The sequence below is a fragment of the Sphingobium sp. FW305-3-2-15-F-TSA7 genome (assembly GCF_058787155.1).
The window spans coordinates 26,585-42,632 of the sequence record NZ_JBYSZM010000032.1 but is presented as its reverse complement, the minus strand read 5'-3'; the positions used below and the strand labels follow the sequence as shown (position 1 = coordinate 42,632).

The window sequence follows — 16,048 nt, the reverse complement described above, 5'->3', positions numbered from 1 at the left end:
ATCAGTCGCCGCGTTTCAAAAGGGCGCTCAGCCAGTCCGCGGTGTCGACATGCGCGCGTTCGGCGACAGCCGCCACCGACACGGCTTCGAGAAAGCTGTGCGACGCGCCCGGATAGATCTTCATCACCGTATCGACCCCCGCCGCACGCAGGCGCCGTTCCATGTCGATATTTTCGTCATACAGGACATCGCAGTCGGGAACGCACAGAAAGGCGGGCGGAAGCGCATCGAGCGTCGCATGGAGCGGGACCGCCAGCGGGTGCTTCTCATCATAGCGATCGCCAAGATAGTTCTGCCAGAAATCGTCCATCTCCTGCCCGCCCAGCATATATCCGGGTCCGCCGTAGATGCGATAGGAGCCGGTGTCGCAATCATTGTCGAAGGCACCATAGTTGAGCACCATGCCGGCGACGGCATCGCCCTCCCCAGCGTCGCGCAGCACGATCGCAGCCGACAGCGCCAGATTGGCGCCTGCCGAGTCTCCACCGGTCAGGATCCTACCGGGATCGATGCCGAGCGTTTCGCCATGATCGCGCAGCCAACGGACAACGGCCACCGTCTCGTCGAGCGCGCGCGGAAAGCGCACCTCCGGCGACAGGCTGTAATCGACACCGACGACGCAGATGCCGGCGCGTCCCGCATATTCGCGCATCAGCCGGTCATGCGTGTCGATGCTGAAGATCGTCCACCCGCCACCGTGAAGATAAACGAGCGCCGGCTTGGCGACTCCGGCCGGACCGGGGTCGAGGATACGGATGCGCACGCTCGAACCGCCGACCGGGACCTGGTGTTCCCGGACCTCGGCCATTTCCGGTCCACCCTTGGTCCAGGGCCCGCGGACCGCCTCCGCAACCTTGCGCGCTTCGGTCACCGGCAGGCTGTCGAGCGGCGGATGCTGGGACCATCCCTCTCCCATCGCCCGGATGAATGCCGCGATCTCCGGGTCGAGCGCCTCCGCCCTGCGTGTCGGATCGCCGATGGCGGTTTCGATGGTCTTCATGGGATATCCGGTCTCCGTCCGTAAGCAACGTCCTCGCACTATCGGAAACAACCGCCCCGCCCGCATTCCGTATCAGGACGAATATTTTCGTTTGCGGGCCAAAGCGGACAATCCGGCCCACCGCCGAACGGGCTGGCCCACATGCCGAATATTCCGGCCCGTCCAAGCGAGCGTCTGTGCGAGACTTGACGATCGCATCGCGGCAGACTGGATGTGCCGTCGCGCCCAGCAGGAGTCCTCCACCATGTTTGCCATCTCGCCTTCGATCGACGTCCGCAACGAACCCGTGCGCAGCTACGCGCCCGGATCGTCCGAGCGCGAGAGCCTGCGCGCCACACTCCGGACAATGGCGGGCGAGCGGATCGAGCTGCCGCTGGTGATCGGCGGCCGAACGGTGACGACGGGCCGGCTGGAGACCGCGATCTGCCCGCACGACCATGCGCATATCCTGGCGGACGCGCATCTGGCGGGATCGGAAGAGGTCGGCCAGGCCATCGCCGCCGCCAAGGCCGCCTGGCCCGACTGGTCGCGCACCCCCTGGGAAGCGCGGGCGCGGATCTTCCTGAAGGCGGCCGATCTCGTTTCCGGTCCATGGCGCGACCGGCTCAATGCCGCGACGATGCTCGGCCAGTCCAAGACCGCGCCGCAGGCGGAGATCGATGCCGCCGCCGAACTTGCCGATTATTTCCGGTTCAACGTCTCCTTCATGCTGCGCATCTATGGCGAGCAGCCGATTTCGTCGGACGGTGTGCGGAACCGGTTGGACTATCGTCCGCTCGAAGGCTTCATCTACGCGATCACGCCGTTCAATTTCACCGCGATCGCCGGCAATCTGCCCGCCGCGCCGGCGCTGATGGGCAACACGATCGTCTGGAAACCATCGACGACCGCGAAATATTCGGCGCATTTCGTGATGGCATTGCTGCGCGAGGCGGGATTGCCCGACGGGGTGATCAACCTGATCTACGGCGACGCCGCGGCGATGAGCGCGCAGATCCTGGCCGATCCCGATCTGGCCGGCATCCATTTCACCGGATCGACCGGGATATTCGACGCGATTCTGCGCGACGTCGCGGGCCGGAAATACCGTAACTATCCCCGGATCGTCGGCGAAACCGGCGGCAAGAACTTCACCCTCGCCCACCCGTCCGCCGATATCGATGCGCTGGCGACCGCGATCATCCGCGGCGGATATGAATATCAGGGCCAGAAATGCTCGGCGACCTCGCGGGTCTATGCGCCGCGCTCCTTATGGCCTGCGCTGCGCGACCGGCTGGTCGCCGATATCGAGACGATCCGGGTCGGCGACGTTTCCGACTTCACCAATTTCATGGGTGCGGTGATCGACGAGAAATCATGGCACAGGCAGGTCGCGGCGCGCGACGCCGCCGAACATTCGGCATCGGAGACGCTGATCGCCGGCGCCGCACCCGATATGAGCCGGGGCTATTTCGTGCCGCCGACCTTGATCGAAACCGTCGATCCGGCCTCGCGCTTCCTGACCGAGGAGTTTTTCGGGCCGATCGTCACCGCCTTCGTCTATGAGGACGACGCGTTCGAGACGATGCTGGACACGATCGATGCGGGAAGCGCCTATGGCCTGACCGGCTCGATCTTCTCCCGCGACGCCTGCGCGATCGAAACCGCGCTCGACCGGCTGCGCCACACCGCCGGCAATATCTATGTCAACGACAAGTCGGCGGGTGCCGTCGTCGGCCAGCAGCCCTTTGGCGGCGCGCGCGCCTCGGGGACCAACGACAAGGCGGGATCGATGTGGAATCTGGCGCGCTGGGTATCGCCGCGCACGATCAAGGAGACGTTCGTTTCCCCAACCGATTATCGTTATCCCGCAATGCTGCCCGATCAGGCGTAGAAGCCCAGTTAAACCACGCGATCGGGCGGCTCATCGCCCGCCAGCCAGGCTTCCAGATTGGCGAATGCGCGCATGCCCATCGCCGTCCGTGCCTCGCGCGTCGCGCTGCCCAAATGCGGCAGCATGACGAGATTGGGCGCATCATGCAGCGCGGGGGCGATGTTCGGTTCGCCGACGAACACATCCAACCCGGCACCCGCTATCGTGCCGGCGTGCAATGCGTCGACGAGCGCCGCTTCGTCGACTACGCTGCCGCGTGCGGTGTTGATCAGAATGCCCGTCGGCCGCATGGCCCGAAGTTCGGCAGCCCCGATGAAGCGTTCGGTCTCCGCGCCGCCGGGCATGTGCAGCGAAACCACATCTGCAACCGACAGCAGCCCGGTCAGTTCGGGCTCGAACCGCGCGTCCAGGGCCCGCTCCACCGTGGAATCCGCGCGGCGGCGGCTGTGATAGACGATCTCCATGCCAAGCGCCCTGGCCTTGCGCGCCGTTGCCTGGGCGATCCGCCCAAAGCCGATCAGGCCAAGCGTCTTGCCCGCCAATTGCATGCCGATCATGTGCGTCGGCCGCCACCCCGTCCATTGCCCCGCGCGCAATTCGCCGGCGCCTTCGCCCGCGCGGCGCGCGACCATCAGCATCAGCAGGATCGCGATTTCGGCGGTCGCCTCGGTCAGCACATCGGGCGTGTTGGTGACGATCACGCCGTTGCGGCGACAGGCCTCCAGATCGATATGATCGACGCCCGCGCCGTAATTGCACAACAGCCGCACCGTCCGGCCGGGCTGGTCGAGCATCTCGGCAGTGATCCGGTCGGTCACGGTCGGGCAGATCACGTCGTACCGCGCCATCGCGTCGGTCAGCGCCGCCGCACCCATCGGCGCGTCGCCATCGTTCAGGCGAACATCGAGACGTGCGGCGAGCAGCGTCTCTACTTCGGTCGGCCATTTCCGGGTAACGAGGATAGGAGCGGTCATCACATGGTCCGGATGCTGGAGGAATGATGGGCATATCGAGCGAAACGGCGGTCGCGGCAATACGCGCCGTCTTCGCAGCCGAACGCATCGCACCCGCCGACGGAGAGGCCGTGCTGCCCAGCTATCTCGCCATCGCCGACTGGCTGCTGGCGAGGTGCGAAGCCGCCGGCCAGCCGCTCATCGCCGGAATCTGCGGCGCGCAGGGCAGCGGAAAATCGACGATGAGCCTCGTGCTCGCCGCGGCGCTCGATCGCGCGGCCGGGCTCAAGGTGGCAAATCTCTCGCTCGACGATTTCTATGTGTCGCGCAGGATCCGGGCCGAACTGGCCCATGACATCCATCCGCTCTTCGCATCGCGCGGCGTTCCCGGAACCCACGATATCGGTCTGGCGATGGATGTCATCGACCGCCTGCGCACCGCGTCGGACGGCTCGACGGTCAAGCTGCCACGCTTCGACAAGGCCATCGACGACATCGTCGCCGCAAGCGAATGGCCGATCTTCATGGGCAAGCCGGACCTGATCCTGCTCGAGGGCTGGTGCGTCGGTGCCCGCCCCCAGGCCGATGCCGCACTGAGCGATCCGGTCAACCGCCTCGAGCGCGAAGAGGATGTGGACAAACTCTGGCGCAGCGCGGTCAATGCCCGCCTCGCCGACGACTATCAGGCATTGTTCGCTGAGCTCGATCTGCTGATCATGATTGCCGCGCCGTCGTTCGACGCGGTCTTCGCCTGGCGACGCGAACAGGAACACAAGCTCGCCGCGCGCGTCGCAGCCACAGGCAATGCGGGCAACGCGATCATGGACGACGCAGCGATCGCACGCTTCATCGCGCATTATGAGCGGCTGACCCGGCACATATTGTCCGAGATGCCGGATCGCGCCGACGGCGTGCTCGCACTCGATAGCGAGCGCAGCGTCCGTTCGCTCAGGCTTCGACCGGCGAAGGAACGGGTCTGATCGTTCAGCGCTTCATGTCAGGCGAGACAGGCGTCGAGCAGCCGCTCGAATGCCGGCCCGCCGCGGATCGGATCGGCGGCGGGCAATCCCAGCCGCTCGGCATAGGCCGCGATCTCGGCCTCGGCCGCTTCGGCGGAAAGCGCGCCGGTGTTGAGGCTGATCCCGACGCAACGGATCGCCGGATTGGTCCGGCGCCCCAGAGCGACGGTCTGTTCGATCACCGCCTCGACCGATGGCAGCGCATAGCCGGGATGACCGAGCACCTCGCTGCGGCCGGGTTCATGGCAAACCACGAATATATCGGGCTGGCTGCCATGCAATAGTCCGAGCGAGACCGCGGCATAAGCGGGGTGGAAGATCGACCCCTGCCCCTCGATGACGTCCCAGTGATCGGCTGGCGCATCGGGGCTCAGCATCTCCGCGGCCCCTGACAGGAAATCCGATACGACCGCATCCATCGGCATGCCGCCGCCCGCGATCATGATCCCGGTCTGCCCCGACGCCCGGAAAGTCGCGTCGACTCCTCGGGCCTGCAATCCGCTGGCGATGGCGAGCGCAGTGTATTTCTTGCCGAGCGCACAATCGGTGCCGACCGTAAGCAGCCGCCGGCCACTGCGCTTCTTGCCGCTTCCCACGCCGATTTTCGCCGGCGGGGTACGAACGTCGATCAGACGGCGACCAAGCCGCTCGGCCGTGTCGTGCAGTTCCGGAATGTCACCCAGCCTGGCATGCATGCCGCTGACCAGATCGAGCCCGGCCTCCAGCGCTTCGACCAGGGCCGCGATCCAGCCGGTCGGAATCACCCCGCCGACATTGGCGACGCCGATCACCAGCGACTGCGCGCCCTTTGCGCGCGCTTCGGCGGGCGTCATCGGTGTCAGGCCGGCCGAAACCGTCGCGCCGGCAAGCGCGAATTCGCCCACGCAGCGATCGCCGGCCCAGTCGCGCAGGCCGAATGCGGTCTTCGCATAGCCCGACAGGGTCGTGTCCCCCAGGAACAGCAGATAGGGCTGCGGCAGGGCCTGCGCGCCCGTGTCTGTGAAGCGTTGTTGAATCGTCATCTCCTGTCGTCACGGGTTACGGGGCCGATCGGAACGACATCTCGCGCCGGACCGGATGGTCGGTCGTTCATTTCCAGATCGTGCCGAGCAGCCGCTTGAAATTGCCGCCCAGCACCAGGCCGATATTCGCGTCGGACCATCCGCGCCGGATCAGCTCCTCGGTCAGGTCGAACATCTTCATCGGATGATCGAAACCCTCGATGTCGATCTTGTCGCGGAACGCGTAGCTCGCCTTGTAGAACGCCTTGAGCTGCTTGTACTGTTCGGGCGGCATATCGTCATAGCCGTTGAGATCGGCGTCCGATCCGATGCCGACATGATCCACGCCGATCAGCTTCACGACATGCTCGATATGATCGACCATGTCGGACAGCGTCGTCGGCTCCTTGTCCTTCACGAACATGCGCACGCCGGTGATCCCCATCACGCCGCCGGCCTTGCCGAGCGCCAGGATCGCCTCGTCGGTCTTCGCGCGCGGGTGGTTGGAAAGCGCGCGGCAGTTCGAGTGGGTGAAGGCCAGCGCGGGCTTGGACAGCGCGATCGCGTCGAGCGTGGTCTTGTCGCCCGAGTGCGAGACGTCGACGAGCATGCCCGTCTTGTTCATCGCCTCGATGATCTCAGCGCCGAAATCGCTGACGCCGCCGTCGACACGCTCGGTGCTGCCCGATCCGATCAGGTTCTGGGTGTTATAGGTCAATTGGGCGCAGCGCAGGCCGAGCCGGTAGAACAGGGTGACATCGTCGGGGCCGTTGAATTGCTCGGCATTCTGCAGCCCCATGATCATGCCGATCTTGCGTTCGGCCTTGGCGCGCTCGAGATCCTTGATCGTGCCGACCAGCGAGAACAGGTCAGAGTTGCGCCCGGCAAAGCCCTGCCACGCCGCCAGAAAGGTCAGCGCTTCCTCGCGTGCCTTCGCGCCACCGATCCCCTCGGCATTGTGGAAACCGGTGATCCCGCACGATTTGAAATCGGCGATCTGCTGCGGCGTGAGCGGCCGTGCGAACACGTCGGGCGACATGTCGATCTTGGGCACCGCCAGCATGTCGATCACCAGCGTCTTTTCGATCAGGTCGAGCGTGCGCTTCGAATAGCGCTTCGCGGAGCCCGGGGCGGCGGCATAGCTGCCCGCATTGATCATCGGGAAACCGAGCGCGGTCGCGACGGCGGCCCCTTGCAGGATCGCGCGGCGGCCCAGGCGCATATGTTCGGACATCAAAGCCTCCCCTGCAACATCCATCCAATCAAGGATGGTATTGTCCTGATTGGAAAAATGTCAATCGACTTTGGCGATCCATGTCGGGTCGACCGCGCGGACCGGACGATCGAGCATCCGCAGCAGTCCGGCAGCGACCGTCGCGATCACCGCAAGCAGCGCGAAGAAGCCGCCATGATCCATCCGGCTCCAGAAGGTGCCGACCAGCCCGGCAGAGAGGCTGCCGGTGAAAATCGCGAGATACCAGGCCGCGACTGTCGTCGCGCCCAGCCGTGGCGGCGCGAGCCGCGCGAACAGGCCAAGGCCGGTGGGCAGGATGAACAGCTCGCCCAGCGTGAAGATCACGAAGAAGATCGCCAGCCAGATCCAGCCAGCGCGCGCATCCGACGACCATTCGACACAGGCCAGCATCAGATAGGCGGCAGCGACGATCAGCGCGCCCGTCGCCATGCGCCGCGCCGGCGGCGTATCACGCCCCGCATCGGCGCGCCTCCGCCAATAAGCGAGCAGCGCCGGCGTCATCAGCATCACCATCAGCGGATTGAGCGACTGGAACCATGTCATCGGTATGGTGAAGCCGCCTGCCGCACGATCGATACCTGCATCGGCCCACAGCGCGACAGTGTTGCCCACCTGCTCATAAGCGCCGCGGAACACCGTCACGCACAGCGCGATCGCGCCCAGCACCATGAAGGTGCGGCGATGATCGGCCCAGCGCATGGGGGGCAGGTCCTCGGTCGGCTTACGCGGGGCTTCGGGGGGCAGATAGCGCTGCCCCATCAGATAGATGACCAGCCCGGCGAGCATCCCGATCCCGGCCGCGCCGAAACCATAATGCCAGCCATAGACTTCGCCGAGCGTGCCGCAGATCAGCGGCGCCAGGAAGCCGCCGATATTGATGCCGACATAATAGACATTATAGGCCCAGCCGCGCCGCGGATCGCCCGCCTTGTAGAGATCGTTGATCTGGCTGGGCAGGCTGGGCAGGAACAGCCCGTTGCCCAGTGCGATCGTGGCGAGCGCCACATAGAAAAGCGGCTCGAACGCCATCATGAAATGGCCCGCCGCCATGATGCTGGCGCCGATGATGACTGCGCGGCGCTTGCCCAGCAGCCGGTCGGCGATCACGCCGCCGACGATCGGGGTGAAATAGGCGCAGGCCGTATAGGCGCCGTAGACGAAGGACGACTGGCCCTGGCTCATCAGCAGCTGCTTGGTCATGTAATAGACCAGCAGCGCGCGCATGCCGTAATAGGAGAATTGTTCCCACATGTTCGTGAGGAACAGGATGGTCAGGCCGCGCGGCTGACCAAACCAGCCGCGCGCCGTGTCGTCGCTCATGCGGCGGCGGACCTTTCGGCGCCCCACACCTTTTCGTCGCACCAGGCTGTACCGTCGCGATAGACGATGCCGGGCTTGCGATCCTGTTTGAGGAAGATCGGGCCGTCGAGATCGTTGATGTCGCACAGCTGACCGAGCAGGAAGCCCGGCGTCATGCCAAGGCTGGTGCACACCATATTGCCCACCATCACGCCCAGGCCCGCTTCGCGGGCCGCATGCGCGATCAACAGGCCCTCGGTCAGCCCGCCGCACTTGTCGAGCTTGATGTTGAACACATCGAACCGGCCGACCAGGCCGGGCACGTCGGCAAGCGTCAGCGCGCTTTCGTCCGCCGCGATCGGGATCGGCGATTTGTAGCCGTCCAGATCGGCCTCGCGCCCACGCTTCAGCGGCTGTTCGATCAGCTTCACATCGGCCGCGACCATCGCTTCGACCAGCGCGTCGAGATCGGCGATGTCGAAGCCCTGATTGCCGTCGACGCCTAGCCACACATCGGGCCGCGCCGCGCGGATCGCGTTCACGCGGGCGATGTCGAGATCGAGTTCACCGGTGAGCTTGATCTTGATCGAGCGCGCATGATCGAACGCCTTGGCGCCCTCCGCCATCACAGCCGGATCGTCGGCGCCGAGCGTGAAGGTGGTGACGAGCGGACGGGGCGCATCGAGCCCGGCCAGCTCCCAGACCGGCCGCCCCGTCCGCTTCGATTCCAGTTCCCACAAGGCGGCATCGACCGCGTTGCGACCGCCGCCCGCCGGCATGATCGCCCGCAACTCCTCTCGCGAAAGGCCCGCCTCAATCGCGGTGCGGGCTTCCTCGATCGCGGCGAGCATGTGCGGCACGTCGTCGCCGAGATAATAGACGCCGGCCGCCTCGCCGCGTCCGCGATGCTCGCCGTCATCGAGGGTCACGAGAACGCAGTCCGCCGCTTCGAACACATAGCCCGAAATACGGAAGGGTGCGGCGAGAGGCAGGGTTTCGACAGAAGTACCAAGAGTAAGGCGTGACATCAGAAGTGCACCGTCATTGCTATGAGTCCAAAGGTCCAGGCGACGTAGAATACGGTCAGCGTGGCGACAACCAGCAGCACCGCCCAGAGCTTGCTCGTCCAGCGACGATTGCCCTTGAACGCGAGCACCAGGTTCCACGCCGCCAGCGCCACGGCGCCAACGAAGATGATCAGGCTGAGGATCTGGAGCGTCCAGAGCAGTCCGTTGGACGCCGCCGTCAGATTGGCGAGATCGCCCATCAGCACCGTGAAGGTGTAAATCCACGTGCCGAGCATGGCGAGGGCGAGGCCCGCGCCGAGCCGCATCGCGCGATAGCCGAGCCGCGCGCGGCCCTCGAGCGCGAGCGGCGTCTTGTACCGGCGACGGATCAGCGCGGCGATCGGCCAGTGCAGCAGCGTCAGCAACAGGACCAGCAGGCTCGCATAGAGCAAAGGCTTGAGCCAAGCGCCCGACTGCGAGGCGGGCACGCGATCGAACACCATGAAGGGCGAGACGCCGTCGAACGACCAGCGCACGACCTTGCCGTCGACCACATTGGCCGAAAGCCGCTCATGCCCGTTGGCATCACGCCAGACGAAGGGGGCGATCTCCACCCATTTGCGCGGCTGGCCGGCCAGATCGGTCAGCGCCGGGATCAGCAATTCGCCCTTGGGGCCGGCGCTCACCTCGGTCTGGCCGAGCAGGTTGGTGATCGCCATGAAGTTGTTCTCGCCACGGCGGCTGCTCTGCCACAGCCCAGCCATCATCCGCGCATGTTCGGCCGAGGTCTTGGCGTCGATGCTGCCGTCCTTCGGCGCGATATTGGGCAGATAGCGGTCGGCGAAATCCTCGAACAGCGCGCTGCGCAGGCCGCCGGCGGCGCCCTGCTTGCCCAGCGCGTTGAACGACACGTAGAAGCCGATATTCTCGTTCATGAAGAGATGCAGCGAGGTGTGGAACACCTGCGTGTCGCCGAGATGCGCGATCACCTGGCGGCCGTTGATATTGGTTTCGAAAAAGCCGAGCTCCATCCGGTTGACCACCGGCAGGATCGTCGTCGGCGTATCGTGCATGAGCTTCGCGGTCTCGGGCTTGAGCAGCCCCGCGCCGCCGTTCAGATGCGCGATCATGAAGCGCGCCATGTCCGCGCCGGGCGAAGCCAGACTGCCGGCGGGTGCGGGGCCGACGATCTCATATTGGGCCGCGGGCGACGAGGCCTCGCGATAGCCCGAGGCCATATCGGGCACCAGCGCCTTGGGCAGCGGCTGGCGGAAGCTGGAATGCGCCATGCCGAGCGGCTGGAAGATGCGGCGCTCGACATAATCGTCGAACGGCATCTTGGCGACGCGCTCGACCACATAGCCGGCAAGTGCCGTGGCATAGTTGGAATAGGCCGGGGTGGTGCCCGCGTCGAAGATGCGCTTGGGCACCCATTCCTTCAGATAATCGCCGAGCGGGGCGAGATATTTGATGTCGTAGAACATGACGTTCTTCGCATGCTCCTCGAAGCCCGCGGTGTGCGTCATGATCTGGCGCATCGTCACCGGCTTGCCGTTGCGCGCCGGGATCTTGAAATCGATATAGCTGTTCACATCGGCGTCGAGGTCGATCTTGCCTTCCTCGACCTGCTGCATCACCGCCGTCCAGGTGAACAGCTTGGAGACCGATCCGGGGCGGAACAATGTGCGTTCGGGATCGACGGGCTTGCGCTTGGCGACATCGGCATAGCCGAAGCCGCGCTGGGTGAGCACCTGGCCATCCTTGACCACGACGACCACCGCGCCGGCGAGATCGCCGGTCTTGAGCGCATAGGGCATATAGCCGTCGAGCCAGCTATCGACATCCTGTTTGGTGAGCGCGGGCTGGCCGGCAAGAGCGGGAATGGCGGCGGTTCCAGCCGCGCCACCCGCGGGTTTGGCGGCCGGCGGCGGCACGATCGTCGGCGCGGGATTGATCGCCTGCTGCGCAGCGGTCGCGCCCGCGACCAGCATCAATGCGGCAGCGGCGAATAACTTGATCGATCGCATGTCCGTCCCCCTTGCTCGGCCCGCAGCAACATCCTGCTACGGCCCGATCCCCTCGATATGTTCTGAACGGGACATTCTGGTCCCGATTGGAAAATTGTCAACACGAACTCTTGGCCAAATCGGACCGGCCGGCCGGCCGCCGCCAAAACCGGGGTGAGATGCGTACTTGCCATTGCCGCGTCCATATAACTTGTATAACCATACCCATAAGAATCGGGAGAGCGACGATGGTGTATGTCCTGGGCGGCTGGCAGAGCGACTTCGCGCGGAACTGGGATCGCCAGGGCATGGGCATCGGCGATGGTTTCGTTGATGCCGTCCGCCAGGGGCTCGATGCGGCGCAACTCGATGCGGCCGAGATCGAGAGCGGCCATGTCGGCAATTTCGTCGGCGACCTTTTTGCGGGTCAGGGGCTGCTCGGCGGCTTTTTCGGCTATGTCGACCCCGCGCTCGACGGACTGCCGACCGCACGCCACGAGGCGGCTTGCGCTTCGGGCAGCGTCGCGGTGCTCGCCGCCGCCGCCGAAATCGAGGCCGGCCGCTACGATCTCGCCTGCGTCGTCGGCATCGAACTGATGCGCAACGTGTCCGGCCAGGCGGCCGCGGAGCATCTTGCCGCTGCCGCGTATAAAGGGCGCGAGTTCGGCGATGCGGCGTTCGTCTGGCCGCGCGCATTTTCGGACCTCGCCGAAGAATATGATGCGCGCTGGGGCCTGAAATACGAACATCTCGCACGGATCGCCGAAGTGAATTTCGGCAATGCCCGCCGCAATCCCAACGCCCAGACCCGCGCCTGGCAGTTCGGGCCCGACAGCTTCACCGAGAATGACGACGCGAACCCGGTGGTCGAGGGCCGCACGCGCAAGAATGATTGCGGCCAGATCACCGACGGCGCGGCAGTGATCTTCCTCGCCTCTCCACGGCGCGCCGCCGAATATGCCGAAAGACGCGGCGTGCCCGTCGAGAGCCTGGCGCGCATATCGGGTTGGGGCCATCGCTCCTCGCCGATCGGCTATCGCGACAAGCTGCGCCTTGGCGCGGGCGCCAGCCATGTCTTCCCCCAGGTCAAGCGCGCGATCGACGATGCGCGTGCGCGCGCCGGAATCGGCGGGGTGGAGGCGATCGACGCGGTCGAGACGCATGATTGCTTCGCGATGACCGAATATATGGCGATCGACCATCTCGGGCTCACCGCTCCCGGCGAGGCATGGAAGGCGATCGAGGCCGGCGATATCGAGATGGGCGGCCGGCTGCCGATCAATCCTTCGGGCGGGCTGATCGGCCTGGGCCATCCCGTCGGTGCGACGGGCGTGCGCATGCTGCTCGACGCCAACCGACAGGTGACCGGCACCGCAGGGGACATGCAAGTCGACAATGCCCGCCGCGTCCAGACGCTCAATATCGGCGGATCGACCACCACCACCGTCAGCTTCGTCGTCGAACGCGCAGCATGATGAACCGGCGCACGATGGTGGGCGCGAGCGTTGCGGCGCTCGCCATCGGTAGCGGCGCACAAGCAGGAGAAACCAAGATGCCCGATACGCGCTTCCGACAGTTCCAGGCCGTGATCGATGCGTGGAAGCGCAAGGATGTGGAGTTCGTGATCGGGCAGATGGCCGACGATATCGTGTGGCACTATGCCGCCGCGATCGCGCCGCCCGCGCGCGGCAAGGCCGAAGCGCGCGCCTTTATCGAGCGTTTCGGCAAGTCGATCGGCGAGGTGCGCTGGCGGATCTTCGCGCATGCCGAGGATGGCGACCGCCTGTTCGTCGAGGGGGTCGACGAATATGTCACCACCGATGGCAAGCAGGTCGCGGCGCCCTATGCCGGGGTGATCGAGTTCCGCGGCGACAAGATCACCGGCTGGCGCGACTATGTCGATCGCGCCACGATCGACGCGATGAAGGCGGGCGGCGCCTATCCGCCGCAGGTGACCGAACTGATCAGCCGCCCCGCCGCATGACGAGCCCGAGCGAGGCGCCCTTCCGCGAGGCGGAGTTCATGGCGGTCGACCTCGATGTCGACCGGCGCCCTGACGGCACGATCGTCATCCGCAGCCGGGTGCCGCTGCGCGATCATGACCCCAACATGCCGCGCGCCTTCGCGGCGCGCGCGGCCGAACGCAGCGATGCGTCGGCAATCGGCTGGCGCGATGCGCAGGGCAACTGGGCCTATCGCAGCTATGCCCAGCTCAAGCGCGACATCGACGGCGCCACCCAATGGATGCTCGACACGCTGCCGCGCGGATCGGCGATGCTGGTGATCGCGGAGAACAGCCTGCCCGTCGCGGTGCTCAGCTTCGCCGCCTTCGCGGCGGGCGTGGTGCTGGTGCCCGTCAGCATGGCCTATGGCCTGGTCGGCGGCGATCACGCCCGGCTGCGCCATGTCGTGGGCAAGACGCGCCCCGGGGCGGTCTATGCCGATCCCCATCCCGCGATCGCGGCCGCAGTGAACGCGGTGTTCGACGCCGATGCGATGGTGATTTCGACCGACCCCGCCACGTTCGGGCGCGGCACCGCCTATGACGCGATCGTCGCGACCGAGCCGCGCGACGCCGTCGCCCAGGCGATCGCCGCGATCGATCCCGACGCGCCCGCGATCCACATGCTCACTTCGGGCTCGACCGGCCTGCCCAAGGTGGTGCCGCAATCGATGCGCGCGCTTGCCGCCTGCGGCGCGCAGGGGCTCGACATGATCGGCAAGGCGGCGGGCTGGGATCAGGTGATGCTCGACTGGCTGCCCTGGCACCATGCCGCCGGCGCGTCGGTGCTGCGGACCTGCCTGCTCGAAGGCGGCACGCTCCATATCGACGCGGGCAAGCCGGCGCCGGGCCTGTTCGAGACCTCGATCGCCAATCTCCGCGACATCTCGATCGCCTATTTCAACAATGTCCCCGCCGGCTATGCGATGCTGGTCGAGGCGCTGGAGGGGGACGCGGCGCTGCGCGCCAGCTTCTTCCGCAAGCTGCGGCTGATGCTCTATGGCGGCGCCGGCCTGCCCCAGCATGTCTATGACCGGCTGCAGGCGCTGGCGGTGCGGGAAACCGGGCACCGCATCCATATGACGACGGGCTATGGCATGACGGAGACCGTCTCCGGCTGCATGGCGATCCATTTCCCCACCACGCGCGTCGGCATCGGCCTGCCCGCACCCGGGCTCGAGCTGAAGCTGGTTCCCTATGACGGGCGGTACGAGGTGCGACTGCGCGGCCCCAATGTGATGAAGGGCTATCTCGACGAGCCGGAGAAGAACGCGACCGTGTTCGACGAGGAAGGCTATTATCGCACCGGCGATGTCGCGACCTTCCACGATCCCGGAGATCCGGGCCAGGGCCTCGCCTTTGCCGGCCGGCTGGCCGAGGAATTCAAGCTCGCCAACGGCACCTGGGTGCATGGCGGCGCGCTGCGCGAAAAGCTGCTGAAGGCGCTTGCCGGGCAGGTGACCGATCTTGTCCTCGCCGATGACGGGCGCCCCTATCTCGCGATGATCGCATGGCCCCGGCCGGGCGCCACGCTCGATGCGATCGCGGCCGGCGTGGCGGAGGCCAATGAAGGGCAGCATGGCGGATCGGCGACGGTGCGCCGCGTCGCGCTGTTCGACACGCCGCCCGATCCGCGCGCCCACGAGGTTTCGGACAAGGGCACGATCAACCGCCGCGCCGTGCTCGATCACCGCGCCGGACTGGTCGAGCGCGTGTTCGCCGACGTGCCGGACGACAGCGTCCGGGTCATCTGAATTTCTGGGGGAAACAAGATGCTGCTTTCGATGCTGGTGACCAATGCGCTGATCCTGGCCGGCTGCTTCGTGCTGCTGTGGCTGATCTGCCTGCCGATGCGCGACGTGACGCCCGTCGACAGCTTCTGGGCCTGGGGCATGCTGGTGATGGCGGCGACAAGCTATGCCCAGGCCGGCGGCGATCCGCAGCGCAAATTGCTGCTGCTAGGCCTGTGCGGGCTGTGGGCGGCGCGGCTGGGCAGCTACATGATCTGGCGCTGGCGCGATCATGGGCCGGATCGGCGCTATCAGGCGCTGCTGGGCAAGGCCGAATCCGCGAAGGGCTGGAGTTTCGCCAAGGCATCCGCGCTGCTGGTGTTCGCGACGCAGGCGCCTTTGCTGTTCGTCGTCTGCCTGCCCGTCCAGCTCGGCCAGGTCGGTGCCGCGCCGACGGTGGGCGTGCTCGGCTGGATCGGCGCGGGCGTGGCGCTTGCCGGCATCCTGTTCGAGACGGTGGGCGATGCGCAGCTCGTCCGCTTCAAGCGCGATCCCGCCAATGCCGGCCAGGTGATGAATCGCGGCCTGTGGCGCTATACGCGCCATCCCAATTATTTCGGCGACGCGCTCACCTGGTGGGGGCTGTGGCTGATCGCGGCGGAAACCGGCACCGGCCTGTGGGCGCTGCCCGGGCCGGTGCTGCTCACCTGGACGCTGATGAAATGGTCCGGCGCACCGACGATCGAACGCCGCCTGGGCAAGACGCGCGAAGGCTATGCGGACTATGTGCGGCAAACCTCGGGCTTCGTGCCCTGGCCGCCGAAGCGGGTTTGAGGAGCGTGGAATATCGTCAGGGCCGCCCATCCTGAGTAGGGACTGAGCGAAGGCGAAGGCCCGTATCGA

At 66.1% G+C, this 16,048-nt stretch carries 13 protein-coding genes; 6 read left to right on the top strand and 7 right to left on the bottom strand.

Annotated features, from left to right (window positions below; genetic code table 11):
- Position 1 precedes the first annotated feature (1 nt).
- A complete protein-coding gene (locus AC3WN8_RS22435; RefSeq protein ID WP_492671718.1) occupies positions 2-1,000 on the bottom strand; it encodes an alpha/beta hydrolase in 999 nt (332 codons plus the stop codon).
- 244 nt (positions 1,001-1,244) lie between these two features.
- Between AC3WN8_RS22435 and pruA the strand changes: the two genes are divergently transcribed.
- Complete coding sequence (gene pruA, locus AC3WN8_RS22430; protein ID WP_492671717.1) at positions 1,245-2,873, top strand: L-glutamate gamma-semialdehyde dehydrogenase; 1,629 nt, start codon at positions 1,245-1,247, stop codon at positions 2,871-2,873.
- A gap of 8 nt (positions 2,874-2,881) precedes the next feature.
- Here pruA and AC3WN8_RS22425 read toward each other — a convergent pair whose 3' ends face one another.
- Positions 2,882-3,847 carry a 2-hydroxyacid dehydrogenase gene (locus AC3WN8_RS22425; RefSeq protein ID WP_492671716.1) on the bottom strand — a complete coding sequence of 322 codons (966 nt, stop codon included), beginning with the start codon at positions 3,845-3,847 and terminating at the stop codon, positions 2,882-2,884.
- A gap of 26 nt (positions 3,848-3,873) precedes the next feature.
- On the opposite strand from AC3WN8_RS22425, the gene AC3WN8_RS22420 reads away from it, so the two are divergent.
- Positions 3,874-4,806, top strand: coding sequence for a kinase (locus AC3WN8_RS22420; RefSeq protein ID WP_492671715.1), 933 nt, complete (start codon positions 3,874-3,876; stop codon positions 4,804-4,806).
- 17 nt (positions 4,807-4,823) lie between these two features.
- On the opposite strand, the gene AC3WN8_RS22415 is transcribed toward AC3WN8_RS22420, so the two are convergent.
- From AC3WN8_RS22415 to AC3WN8_RS22395, 5 genes are all read right to left on the bottom strand, one after another.
- Positions 4,824-5,867, bottom strand: coding sequence for an N-acetyltransferase DgcN family protein (locus AC3WN8_RS22415; RefSeq protein WP_492671714.1), 1,044 nt, complete (start codon positions 5,865-5,867; stop codon positions 4,824-4,826).
- A gap of 67 nt (positions 5,868-5,934) precedes the next feature.
- The gene (locus tag AC3WN8_RS22410) at positions 5,935-7,080 is read right to left on the bottom strand and encodes a dipeptidase (RefSeq protein ID WP_492671713.1); all 1,146 of its coding nucleotides are present in this window, start codon (positions 7,078-7,080) and stop codon (positions 5,935-5,937) included.
- Between the two features lie 60 nt (positions 7,081-7,140).
- Positions 7,141-8,421 (bottom strand): peptide MFS transporter, encoded by a 1,281-nt coding sequence (locus AC3WN8_RS22405; RefSeq protein WP_492671712.1) that lies wholly within the window; start codon positions 8,419-8,421, stop codon positions 7,141-7,143.
- Positions 8,418-9,428: a dipeptide epimerase gene (locus tag AC3WN8_RS22400; protein WP_492671711.1), complete on the bottom strand. Its 1,011-nt coding sequence runs from the start codon at positions 9,426-9,428 to the stop codon at positions 8,418-8,420. Before AC3WN8_RS22400 ends, AC3WN8_RS22405 begins: the two co-directional genes overlap by 4 nt.
- Positions 9,428-11,434 carry a serine hydrolase domain-containing protein gene (locus AC3WN8_RS22395; RefSeq protein WP_492671710.1) on the bottom strand — a complete coding sequence of 669 codons (2,007 nt, stop codon included), beginning with the start codon at positions 11,432-11,434 and terminating at the stop codon, positions 9,428-9,430. The genes AC3WN8_RS22400 and AC3WN8_RS22395 overlap by 1 nt, the downstream gene beginning before the upstream one ends.
- 227 nt (positions 11,435-11,661) lie before the next feature.
- Between AC3WN8_RS22395 and AC3WN8_RS22390 the strand changes: the two genes are divergently transcribed.
- From AC3WN8_RS22390 to AC3WN8_RS22375, 4 genes are all read left to right on the top strand, one after another.
- Positions 11,662-12,888 carry an acetyl-CoA acetyltransferase gene (locus AC3WN8_RS22390; protein ID WP_492671709.1) on the top strand — a complete coding sequence of 409 codons (1,227 nt, stop codon included), beginning with the start codon at positions 11,662-11,664 and terminating at the stop codon, positions 12,886-12,888.
- Between the two features lie 77 nt (positions 12,889-12,965).
- A complete protein-coding gene (locus tag AC3WN8_RS22385) occupies positions 12,966-13,397 on the top strand; it encodes a nuclear transport factor 2 family protein (RefSeq protein WP_492671708.1) in 432 nt (143 codons plus the stop codon).
- Positions 13,394-15,169 (top strand): AMP-binding protein, encoded by a 1,776-nt coding sequence (locus tag AC3WN8_RS22380; RefSeq protein WP_492671707.1) that lies wholly within the window; start codon positions 13,394-13,396, stop codon positions 15,167-15,169. The genes AC3WN8_RS22385 and AC3WN8_RS22380 overlap by 4 nt, the downstream gene beginning before the upstream one ends.
- Before the next feature lie 18 nt (positions 15,170-15,187).
- Complete coding sequence (locus AC3WN8_RS22375) at positions 15,188-15,979, top strand: DUF1295 domain-containing protein (protein ID WP_492671706.1); 792 nt, start codon at positions 15,188-15,190, stop codon at positions 15,977-15,979.
- The last annotated feature ends 69 nt before the right edge of the window (positions 15,980-16,048 follow it).